The organism is Nesterenkonia flava (genome assembly GCF_031432335.1).
GTDB classification, from domain to species: domain Bacteria; phylum Actinomycetota; class Actinomycetes; order Actinomycetales; family Micrococcaceae; genus Nesterenkonia; species Nesterenkonia flava.
Window position 1 is genome coordinate 1 of record NZ_JAVKGT010000030.1, and the last position, 11254, is coordinate 11254.

At 66.1% G+C, this 11254-nt stretch carries 9 protein-coding genes and 1 tRNA gene; 7 read left to right on the forward strand and 3 right to left on the reverse strand.

Annotated features, from left to right (window positions below):
* Nucleotides 1–194 precede the first annotated feature (194 nt).
* Nucleotides 195–271, forward strand: a tRNA-Pro gene (locus RH857_RS10720).
* 425 nt (nt 272–696) lie between these two features.
* The gene (locus RH857_RS10725; protein ID WP_310537970.1) at nt 697–1308 is read left to right on the forward strand and encodes a hypothetical protein; all 612 of its coding nucleotides are present in this window, start codon (nt 697–699) and stop codon (nt 1306–1308) included.
* A gap of 22 nt (nt 1309–1330) precedes the next feature.
* Here the strand turns inward: RH857_RS10725 and RH857_RS10730 are convergent, their stop codons facing one another.
* On the reverse strand, nt 1331–2548 hold the full coding sequence (locus tag RH857_RS10730; protein WP_310537971.1) for an endo-1,4-beta-xylanase: 1218 nt from the start codon (nt 2546–2548) through the stop codon (nt 1331–1333).
* Entirely contained in the window at nt 2545–3576 is a 1032-nt protein-coding gene (locus tag RH857_RS10735) for a LacI family DNA-binding transcriptional regulator (protein WP_310537972.1), read from the reverse strand. The genes RH857_RS10730 and RH857_RS10735 overlap by 4 nt, the downstream gene beginning before the upstream one ends.
* 147 nt (nt 3577–3723) lie before the next feature.
* Between RH857_RS10735 and RH857_RS10740 the strand changes: the two genes are divergently transcribed.
* Genes RH857_RS10740 through RH857_RS10755 form a run of 4 tightly spaced genes read left to right on the forward strand, consistent with a single transcriptional unit; the run spans nt 3724 to nt 9477 of the window.
* Nucleotides 3724–5037, forward strand: coding sequence for an extracellular solute-binding protein (locus tag RH857_RS10740; protein ID WP_310537973.1), 1314 nt, complete (start codon nt 3724–3726; stop codon nt 5035–5037).
* 5 nt (nt 5038–5042) lie between these two features.
* A complete protein-coding gene (locus RH857_RS10745; protein ID WP_310537974.1) occupies nt 5043–6089 on the forward strand; it encodes a carbohydrate ABC transporter permease in 1047 nt (348 codons plus the stop codon).
* Nucleotides 6086–6976, forward strand: a complete 891-nt coding sequence (locus RH857_RS10750) for a carbohydrate ABC transporter permease (RefSeq protein ID WP_374761160.1) — start codon at nt 6086–6088, stop codon at nt 6974–6976. The genes RH857_RS10745 and RH857_RS10750 overlap by 4 nt, the downstream gene beginning before the upstream one ends.
* Nucleotides 6973–9477 (forward strand): beta-xylosidase/alpha-l-arabinosidase, encoded by a 2505-nt coding sequence (locus tag RH857_RS10755; protein WP_445482732.1) that lies wholly within the window; start codon nt 6973–6975, stop codon nt 9475–9477. The genes RH857_RS10750 and RH857_RS10755 overlap by 4 nt, the downstream gene beginning before the upstream one ends.
* A 48-nt stretch (nt 9478–9525) precedes the next feature.
* Here RH857_RS10755 and RH857_RS10760 read toward each other — a convergent pair whose 3' ends face one another.
* Complete coding sequence (locus RH857_RS10760) at nt 9526–10377, reverse strand: SDR family NAD(P)-dependent oxidoreductase (RefSeq protein WP_310537975.1); 852 nt, start codon at nt 10375–10377, stop codon at nt 9526–9528.
* A gap of 195 nt (nt 10378–10572) precedes the next feature.
* Between RH857_RS10760 and RH857_RS10765 the strand changes: the two genes are divergently transcribed.
* Nucleotides 10573–11220, forward strand: coding sequence for a hypothetical protein (locus tag RH857_RS10765; protein ID WP_310537976.1), 648 nt, complete (start codon nt 10573–10575; stop codon nt 11218–11220).
* Nucleotides 11221–11254: the final 34 nt, after the last annotated feature.

Below are 11254 nucleotides of genomic sequence, written 5' to 3' on the forward strand. Positions count from 1 at the left end.
GTACTGCACACGGGAGTGTGTGGGAGAGTAGGACACCGCCGGACACACATTGAAAAGAGGCCCCTGAATCTTGCAGAGACGCAAGAATCGGGGGCCTCTTTGCGTGCGCTTCTGCCCCTCGTTTTGATCAGCGGGCGGAGAGTTCGGTAAGATAGATCCCTGCGTGCGTAGCGGTTTATATGCACGCAAGGCCACGGGGTGTGGCGCAGCTTGGTAGCGCGCGTCGTTCGGGACGACGAGGCCGCAGGTTCAAATCCTGTCACCCCGACCAAGCGAGGTCTACTGCTAACACCGACCCGATGGATGGTGTTAACAGGAGCTTCTCGTGTTGAGCAAGTAAGGGAGTCGCCCATGTGGGCGGCTCCCTTCTTCGTTTTGCGGGACAGGCTCTGTGCCTGGTCGTGTCCGCGATCACCCAGCCGGGGGAAATCACCGAATTGTAGGGCTCATCGTGTTCGTTGGGCTGGCGGGTTACTACGCACTTTGGATGCGGTACCTGTTCACAGGGCGAAGGGGAGCCGTGCTCTACTGCTCATGGTGGGTACTTCCCGTGCCGATGGCTATTCTCCCGGTCGTGGTGTTCCTCAGCACTGCTGCATGGCTGAGCAACCCGTAGATCGCGTTCGCCGCAGTAGTCCTCGCTCTCGGGCACATTCCTGTATCCGCGATCGTGGCACGGGCCGTGCGCAGTCGTCCATGACGGACCCCCATGCCGCGCTGTGGTGGTTGCCCGTGGGAGCGGGCGGACACGTCGTGATCCATACGAGCAGATGGTGGGAACTGCTGAACGCCCTTCGTGAGCGTCGTGGTGCGCGCCCGTTGCTCCACGCGGCTCTCGAGGTGTTCGACGGCCACCCCCGATACGTGATCGAGATGACGCCTGCATGGGGTGGACCAGCAGGCAGCCGGGGCGTCGTCGCCACCGGACCAGTCGGTGCGCGGTGGCTCGGCGCTTCTCGCCTCTTCCGCTATGAGGTCCGATGCTGGCGTGACGGCACCATCCCGGACCGCGACTGGGCAACCGTTCCGCCGTTGCGCCTGGCGCTTTCGTCCGTCGAAGCGGACGCACTTCTCGCTCGGGTGCCCGAGGTGCCGCAGCTGGTCTGGGGGCGCGATGTACTCGGGATCGACGACATGTGGAACTCCAACTCGTTGATTTCGTGGCTGCTGCACACCTCGGGAATCAACGAGGCGCAGCTGAGCCCTCCGGGACACGGCAGCGCCCCCGGATGGCGCGAATCGCCGCTGCCCGCCAGTGAGGATCCGCGTAGCCGAGACGAACCATGCGGCGAAGTGAGTTGCTTCTAGTGGCGGAGCCACAAGTGCGTGCTCAGGCCAGCACGAGCTGCTGGGGCTCTCCCGCGGCCACCTCGAACTCCGCGCTGGCTGAGTCGGAGCTGACTCGGTACCGGCCGCGCCAGCCTCGCACGGTGAGGGTGCCGTCGTCGTCGGTGGTCATGGTGGTCGGGGGCAACCACCACTCTCCACGGATGAGGCTGTGCAGTCGATCGTAAGAGGGTTTACGGCTACCGTCCGGCCGAAGCAGACCGATCGGTGCGCCTAGCCAGGCGTCCGTGTCGGTGATTCCCCAGTAGGTGATGGCCTCCACGGCGGGGTGACCGGCCAGTGCGCGGTACATGGCTCCCAGCTCGTCAGCTTGGCGCTCCTCTCCCTCAGGGGTCGAGGGCCACTCGTCCACTACGTAGTCATTGAGGTCTTCAACCTCGGCGGGCATGAGGTCGCCCGACACGAGGCTCACTTCGGTGAAGTGAAGGGGCAGGCCGAAGCGCGAGAAACGATCAGCCACCTCCAGCAGGCGGTCCTCTCCCCGGTAGCCCTGGTGCATGTGCGTCTGCAGGCCGATGGCATCGATCCGCACACCCGCTTCCAGAGTCTCTTCGATGACGCGCTCATAGCGCGAGGAGAGGTCGAAGTCGTTGATCAGCAACGTTGCCGCAGGATTGGCAGCTCGAGCAGTCTCCAAGGCCAGGCGGATGATCCCCGGTCGCCCCAGTTCGCGCGCCAGGCGCGAGATCGCGTTGGGCACCCCGTCCGGCTCGTTGGTGAACTGCGGCATGATGACGCTTTCGTTGATGGCATCCCAGGTATCGATGAGACCCGCGAAGCTCTCCACCTCTCGTGTGATGCGTCCACGCGTGAGACTCAGGACTTCGTCGCTGGGCAGCGGATCCATCCACTGCGCCTTCACGGTGTGCCACACCAGCGGATGCCCTTTCAGGCGTACACCCCTCTCTGCGAACCATCGGGCAGCCGTGAGCAGGCGAGCGGTGTCCGGTTGACCCCGCTCGGGCTCGAACTGTCCCCAGTAGAACGGCAGAGTGGCCGTGTCGAAGAGCGCGAGCCAGTCCTGGGCTAGCTGCGACAGATCCGCTTCCCCGTTGGCATGGGGCACCAGCTCAAAGCCGATGTTCCCGAAGCCAAAGTCGTGTTGGAGCTGTTCGACGACGACGTCACGGCCAGCCAAGGGGGTTCCATCTGCCCCCGTGAGGGTGAAGGTTCTTGATTCGATGCGGTGGTCAAGGGTCATGAATCCTCCTGTGGGGGCGCGGTCGAGCCGCGCACGATGAGCTCTGCGGGCAGGCGGGTGTGCTCGGGTTCGCTGCCGCCGAGCATGTCCAGGAGCATGTGGGCGGCGGCCGCGCCCATCTGCAGGAGGGGCTGGCGAATAGTCGTCAGCCCAGGAGTGGACGCAGCCGATTCCGGGATGTCGTCGAAGCCGACCACGGAGAGGTCCTCTGGCACGCGCAGGCCGCGTGAGGCGGCGACACGTATCACTTCTAGTGCGGAAAGGTCGTTTGCGGCGAAGATCGCGGTGGGGGGCTGCTCGGCGGCGAGGAGTTCCTCCGCGGCGGAGGTCGATTCGGCGGGTCGGTACCCGCCGTCAGTCACCAGTGCCGGATCACAGGAAAGGCCTGCGGCCTCCAGGGCCTCGCGATAGCCGCGCTCACGCAGCTGCGCCGACTCCAGATCGGTACGCCCGCGGACGTGTGCGATGCGCCGATGTCCCAGGGCAATCAGGTGTTCCGTGGCCGTCCGTGCGCCCCCGCGATTATCCGTGTCGACGGTGGCGAGGCCTGCTGGACCCGTATGAGGGTCGATCGCGACCGTGGGGATGGAGGAGGCAGGCTGGGCCACGGTGGGCGTCACGATAATGGCTCCGTCGATCAGGGTCCCCCCGAGACGTGACAGGGAGCGGCGCTCCCATCCGGTGTGCGATCCGGCCGAGACGCTTCCCGCGTAGGCGAGGATGTTGTACTTCGTATCCTGCAGCGCCGAGGAAACGCCGCGCAGCAGCTGCAGCGCGAAAGGCTCGAACTCTGCGACGAGCACACCGATGTGATTGGTCTGGCGGTGTCGCATAGAAGCGGCCACGAGGGAACTCTCGTAGCCGAGATCCGAGACGACACGCAGCACGCGGGCACTGGTGGCCTCTGCAATGCCGTCGCGGCCGTTGATGACTTTCGAAACCGTAGCGACTGAGACCCCTGCGGCCCTGGCTACGTCACGTATGGTCACTCGCTCCGATGACGGCTGTGTGACCGCGGTATCACTCATGGGGATCAGTCTAAGCGCAGTTTCGAAATCGTTATCGATAACGATTGACACAAATGTGACGTAGGTGACATTCTCATCTCAGACGCATCGGAGGAATCGGCGGTTGGAGCCGAGCGGCGCGTTCACTCAATGAGGAGGCTCAAAGCCATGAATGTACGCAGAACATGGATGACAGCAGCGGCCGTGACCGCGGTTGCCGGCGTGACGCTCACCGGCTGTGCCGGTCAGGGTGCCGGGGCCAGCGACGACGGCAGCACCGGCGGCGGTGACGAGAACACCATTGTCTGGTGGCACAACTCGAACACCGGTGAAGGCAAGGAGTACTACGACCAGGTAGCCGCCGACTTCGAAGCCGCCCACGAGGGCGTCACGGTGCAGGTCGAGGCCATGCAGCACGAGGACATGCTGACCAAGCTCCAGGCCGCATTCCAGGGCGGCAACACCGACCAGATCCCCGACGTGTACATGAGCCGCGGCGGTGGCGAGCTCGCGGGCGAGGTTGAGGCCGGGCTGGTGCGGGACCTCACCGATGACGCCTCGGAGACCATTGAGAAGATCTCCGCCTTCACCGGTCAGTACACCGTGGACGAGCGGGTCTACGCGCTGCCCTACTCGATCGGCCTGGTGGGCTTCTGGTACAACAAGGATCTGTTTGCTGAAGCGGGCATTGACGAAGTCTCCCCCAATCCCACCTACGAAGAGTTCACCGAGTACGTGGAGCAGCTCCAGAGCGCGGGTATCACTCCCATCTCCGTCGGTGCCGGCGACAAGTGGCCTGCGGCCCACTACTGGTACTACAACGTGGTTCGCGAGTGCGAGTTCGACACCGTTGAGGCCGCTATCGAGAACGCCGACTATTCCGACGAGTGCTTCCTCAAGGCCGGGGAGAACCTACAGGAGACCATCGCGCTGGAGCCGTTCAACGCCGGTTTCCTGAGCACGCCCGCGCAGTCCGGTCCGACCTCGGCCTCCGGCCTGCTGGCCACTGAGAAGGTGGCCATGGAGCTCGCCGGTCACTGGGAGCCCGGCGTCGTGGGCGGTCTGCGCGAAGACGGTGAAGTCCCCGATTTCCTCGGATGGTTCGCCTACCCGACCTTCGAGGGCCAGGCTGGTGACCCCAACGATCAGATGGGTGGCGGTGACGCCTGGTCGGTCTCCGCGGGCGCCCCCGACGTCGCGGTGGACTTCGCCGAGTATCTGCTCTCGGACGAGGTGCAGGTTGGGTTTGCCGAGCTGGACATGGGTCTGCCGACCAACCCGGCCGCCACGGACTCGCTCTCCAACGAGACCCTGGCCCAGCTCATTCCCGTCCGTGACAGCGGCGGCAACACCCAGCTCTACCTCGACACCCGTCTGGGCCAGTCGGTGGGCAATGCGATGAATGACGCGATCGCCCTGATGTTCGCCGGCCAGGCCGAGCCGCAGGACATCGTCGACGCCATCCAGCAGGCAGCGGAGTAACCCGCGTGGCAGCCGACGTGTCCGCCCCCGCGGTCGCCTCGCCTGCGACGTCCACCCCCGCTGAAGGGCCCGCCGTGCGCAGAAAAGTGCGCGCGGCGGGCCCAGCCCGGGGCGCCGGACGCAAGGGCGCCAGCCGCGCCAAGTGGCGCAAACGAGCAGAGATTGCCTTCTTCGTGACGCCGGCCCTGGCACTGCTGGCGGTCTTTGTCGCATGGCCTATCGTCACCGCCGTGCATATGTCGCTCTACCGCTGGCGGGGCTTCGGTCCCATGGTCGACTTTGTTGGTCTGGCCAACTACACCTCGGTGCTGACCAACCAGGTCTTCACCGACGCCGTGATCCACAACCTCATCATCGTCGTGGGCTCGATCGTGCTGCAGCTGCCGCTCGGCCTGGCGCTGGCCCTGCTGCTGAACCGCAGAATGTGGGGTCAGGGGCTGGTGCGCACCATCATCTTCGTGCCCTACGTCCTGGCCGAGGTCGTGGCCGGCGTCGTCTGGTTCCAGTTGCTTCAGCCGCAGTACGGCGTCGTGGACACGATTCTGTCCTCCCTGGGTATCAGCGGGCCTCCGCAGGGCTTCCTCGGGACTCCTGATCTGGCGCTGTGGACTGTGCTGGTGGTCCTGACGTGGAAGTACCTCGGACTAGCCGTCATCCTCTTCCTGGCCGGCCTGCAGGGGGTGCCCGAGGACCTCTATGAGGCCGCCCAGCTCGACGGCGCCTCGTGGTGGCAGGTCCAGTGGCGGGTGACCATTCCTCTGCTGGGCCCCACCATGCGCACTTGGGGCTTCCTATCGATGATCGGTTCCCTGCAGCTTTTCGACATGGTGTGGATCCTCACTCGTGGAGGTCCGGCCAACTCGACGACGACGATGGCGACCTTCCTCATCGATCAGGGAACCCGAAGCCAGAACTTCGGCATCGCAGGCGCGGCCTCGGTCATTCTGTTCGTGCTCGCGCTCATCCTGGCCGTTGCCTATCAGCAGCTCATCCTGAGCCGCGACACCCGGTCCGGTGAGGGCCGCCGAAAGAAGAAAGGACTGAAGGTGTGAGTACCCTCGCCCCAGTCTTCCCCACGCAGCGTCAGCGTCAGCGCACCCGACGAGGCCCTGGAAAGCGGTACTCCGGCGGCAACCCGCTGGTCTACGGGATCTCCCTCGTCGTCGTCGCCGTGACCATCGGTCCGGTTCTCTACGCGGTGCTGGGAGGCTTCCGCACCAATGCGCAGCTGGCGGCGGATCCCGCCGGCATGCCTGATCCCTGGGTCCTGTCCAACTATGCCGGGGTGCTTTCCCCGGACTCACCCTTCTGGCGGTACGCCTTCAACTCCACCGTTGTCGCGGTCATCACGACCGCCATTGTTGTGGTGTTCGGGATCATGGCGGCGTACCCACTGGCTCGGTATCAGTTCTGGGGCCGCGAAGTGCTGTTCATGGTCTTCGTGATCGGTCTGCTCTTCCCCGCCACGGTCGCCATCGTGCCGCTGTTCATCCTCATTACCCAGAACTTCGGCATGGGCAACACCTGGTGGGGAGTGGCACTGCCGCAGGCGGCCTTCGCGCTGCCCATGACCGTAGTGATTCTGCGGCCCTTCCTCATGGCGCTGCCGCAGGAGCTTGAAGAGGCGGCCATGCTGGACGGCACCAGCCGCATCGGCTTCTTCTGGCGCATCCTGCTCCCGCTCTCGGGCCCCGGCATGGTCACCGTCGGTGTGCTGGCGTTCGTCGGCTCGTGGAATGCCTATCTGCTGCCCCTGCTGCTGCTGGGAAGCGAGATGAAGACCCTGCCGCTGGGCGTCGCGGACTTCTCCTCGGAGCACTCCGCGGACACTGCCGGCGTCTTCGCCTTCACCACCCTGGCCATGATTCCCGCGCTGGTGTTCTTCCTCGCCATGCAGAAGCGCATTGTCAACGGCCTCCAGGGGGCGGTGAAGGGATGACCTCCACAGCACCCGCCAAGGACGCCGCGCCCACTCAGACCGGCGCAGCCGCGCCCTCCCCTCAGCCCGCGTCCGGCGGACAGAATGCGAATCACGTGAGCAACACGACCATCCCCGCCTATCCCACCGGCGTCAGCGCGCGGGTGCAGGAGCTCCTGGGGCGGATGACACTCGAAGAGAAGGTCGCGCAGCTGGCAGGCTACTGGCTCGACCAAGGCGGCGAGGTTGTCGCCCCCATGGCTGACGAGATGAGCACCGCCAAGGACGGACGTTCTCTGGCCGATATCACCAAGGACGGTATCGGGCACTACACGCGCGTCTACGGCACGCGACCCGTTGAGCCGGTGGAGCGGGCGGCCTGGCTGTGGCAGGAGCAACGACGTCTCAAACGTGAGACGCGGCTGGGCATTCCGGCGCTCGTTCATGAGGAATGCCTCACCGGGCTGGCGGCCTGGAAGGCAGCCACGTTCCCCACCCCGTTGGCCTGGGGCGCCTCGTTCGACCCCGAGCTCGTCGCCGAGATGGGCGAGGCCATCGGAGAATCCATGCGCCAGCTGGGCATCCACCAGGGACTCTCGCCCGTAGTGGATGTCATCCGCGACCCGCGCTGGGGACGTGTGGATGAGTGCATCGCCGAGGACCCCTACGTGGTCGGCACCATCGGCACCGCCTACGTGCGGGGACTGCAGGACGCTGGCGTCCACGCTACGCTCAAGCACTTTCTCGGCTACTCGAACTCGCGCGCCGGGCGCAACCACGCTCCCGTGCATGCCGGCCCTCGTGAGGTAGCCGACATCTTCCTGCCGCCCTTTGAGATGGCCATCCGCGACGGCGGCGTGGCCTCGGTCATGAACAGCTACACCGAGATCGACGGGGTGCCCGTCGCGGCGGATGACTCCCTTCTCACCACGCTGCTGCGTGAACAGTTGGGATTCGACGGCGTGGTGGTCGCAGACTACTTTGCCGTGGGCTTCCTGGAGACTATGCACGCTGTGGCTGCGGACCGGGGGGAGGCTGCTGCGCTGGCCCTGAAGGCCGGCATCGACGTCGAGCTTCCCACCGGCGACGCCTACCTCGGGCCGCTGATCGAACGTATCCGCTCGGGAGAGTTCGACGAGGCCTACGTGGACCGTGCGGTGCTCCGGGTGCTCAGGCAGAAGGAGCAGCTCGGCCTGTTGGAGGCCGAGGCGTTCGAGGACGAGCCGCCGGCAGCGGTAGACCTGGACAGCCCGAAGCACCGGGCCATCGCCCACCGCCTGGCGGCCGAGTCCATCATTCTGCTCGCCAATGACGGCGTGCTGCCCCTGGCCGCCGAAGCCCGTCGCATCGCGGTGATCGGGCCCAACGCGGACCGGAGCGACGCGCTGCAGGGATGCTACTCGTTCGCCAATCATGTGCTGGCCCATCACCCCGGCTACGAGACCGGCTTTGAGATTCCCACCGTGGCAGAGGCACTGGCCGAGGCGCTGCCTGACACCGAGATCTCCTATGCCCACGGGTGCGAGGTCGAGGGCGATGACCGTACGGGATTCGACGAAGCTGCTGCGCTGGTCGCTGATGCTGACGTTGCCGTCGTCGTGGTGGGGGACCAGGCGGGCCTCTTCGGACGCGGCACGGTCGGGGAGGGCAATGACGTGGAGTCGCTGGAGCTGCCCGGCGTTCAGCGTGAACTCGTGGAGCATCTGGCGGCCACCGGCACCCCCGTGATCGCGGTGCTGCTGACCGGCCGCCCCTACGACCTGGCCTGGGCACTGGACCCGCAGGAGAATGCGGCCCGCCCCGCGGCTGTGCTGCAGGCGTTCTTCCCCGGTGAAGAGGGCGGTCGGGCCATCGCCTCGGTACTGACCGGGGCGACCAATCCCTCGGGCCGTCTGCCGGTGAGCCTGCCGCGCTCGGCCGGCGCCCAGCCCTATTCCTATCTGCGACCGATCCTCGGGGGTCCCTCAGACGTCACCTCCACCGACTCCACGCCGGTGCGTCCCTTCGGCTTCGGCCTCTCCTACACCTCCTTCACGTATGCGGACTTGGAGGTGGAGGGGACTACGACGACGGACGGTCGCTTCGCGGTGACGGTGACGGTGACCAATACGGGTGAACGTCAGGGAACGGACGTGGTGCAGCTCTACGGGCGTGACCCGGTCGCCTCAGTGACCCGGCCGGTTGCCCAGCTGCTCGGCTATGCGCGAGTAGTCCTGGAGCCCGGGGAGTCCCGCCGCGTCACCTTTGACGTGCCGGTGCAGCGCTTCGCCTTCACCGCACGGGATATGCGCCGGGTGGTGGAGCCGGGCGAGGTTGAGGTGTGGGTTGCCTCCCATGCCGAAGCGGTGCTGGTCCATGCGGCAGACACACAGGACTCGACCGGCGGGGCCATCGTGAATGAGCGGAACAGGGATGCGCGCCAGATCCCTGGTGCGGCGACTCCCCGCGCCACCGTAGTTCTGACCGGCGCCACCCACGCCGTGGGTCCGGGTGATCCGCGGATGGTGACGGCGACGTGGTGAACTGACCTGCTTCGGCAGGGGTGCGGGAGAGCCCTGCCGAAGCGGGGATCAGTCCTGCGGGTCGGGGCGCTTGACGGGGAAGGGGCTGATGCCGCCGCCGTCGAGCACAAGAGTCTGGGCCGTGATGTAGCCGTTGTCGGGATGAGTCAGATAGTCAACGGCGGCCGCGATGTCGGCAGGCTGACCTCCGCGGCCTACGGCGATGCGGGAACCCATGTCACCGCCGGAGGGCTTGCGGCCCTGGCGCTCGCCGAGCTTGGCCCGGCTGGTCATCACCAGTCCGGGGCAGATGGCATTGACCGTCACGCCCCACGGGGCAAGGTCCATAGCCACCGAGCGGGTCAGACCCAGGACCCCAGCCTTGGAGGCGGAGTATGCCGCCGCCTGTCCTGCGGCGGACTTGGCTGCCATGGAGGAGATGTTCACGATGCGTCCGTAGCGGTGCTCACGCATGCCCGGGACCGCTCGCTGGATCATCAGGAAGGTGCCTGTGAGGTTGACCCGCAGCTGCTCATGCCATGCCTCCAGGGGGACGTCGGCGATATCGACGCGGTCGCGTCCCTGGGGTGCCGCGGCGTTGTTCACCAGGATGCTCACCGGCCCCAGCTCCTGCTCCACCTGCGAGTAGACGCGTTCGACGTCGGATGGATCTGCGATATCGCCGATCACCGCGAGCGTCCGGACCCCTGTAGCCTCTGCGATCTCGCGGGCGTGGGACTCTACGCCGCGGTTCTCGGCGCTTGCGGCCTCGCCCTCATTGAGCACTCCCTCTGAGAATCGATCGAGCAGGGCTACCTGGTAGCCGTTGGCGGCGAGGCGCCGCGCGATGGCCACTCCCATGCCGTCTGCTCTGCCGCATCCGGTCACCAACGCGGTCTGCACCCTGGAATTCTCAAGCATTGTTCTCTCCTGAAGCGACGTCGGCCTCTGCGCTCGTCCTGCTGTCCGGACGAGTCCTGCGGTGATGCTATGGCTTCAAGCCCCAGGAAGGGGATGCAGTCCCGCTGCACGGAAGTCGTGATGGGGCCGTGGAGGGGGCGTGCACCTTCTCGCACTACCCTGGTGGCAGGAAGCCAACGAGAGGACAGACACGCCATGCCAGCGGAGTCGGGACCTGAACGCCGTCGTGACCGGAGGATCACCTACTCGGCCTCGGCAGCGGCCTTTGTGCTGGGATTTGTGGTGCTCCTGGTGCTGATGCTGCCCAATCCATGGGCGCTCGCCGCCGGGGGCGTGGTGGGCGGGGCTGCGGCTGCCGGGACCTACGGTGCACTGGCTGGACGACGGCTGCCCTCGACCACGGGGTCCGCGCGGATCACCGGCGGTCCTGCTCGGCTGTCCGAAAAACTGGCTGCTGTGGAGGCTGAGGTGTCACAGCATCACCACCAGCTGCCTCCGGGAACTCCGGATCAGCTCCGCGCCGTGGTGGGTGCCCTGGGGGAGATTGTGGCGCGCTGGCACACGTTGGAGCGACTTCCCGATCAGCAGGACGCTCTTCACGGAACGATCACGCGGCATCTCCCCCGAACGGTGCAGCTGTTCCTCGAACTACCCGACAGCGCGAAGCCCCGCTACGCCGAGGAGTTCCGGGATCAGGTGAATCTGCTTCAGGCCGCTGTGGATCAGGCCCGCGAGCGGGTGGTCAACCGAGACCAACGCGCCCTCGAGGCGAACCGCTGGCTCATTGAAGAGTCGCTCACCGATCCCGATGAGCGACTCTTCAAGCAGTATGGAATTGACTGACGCTTCCCCGCCCGCGGAACGTATTCTTCAGGCG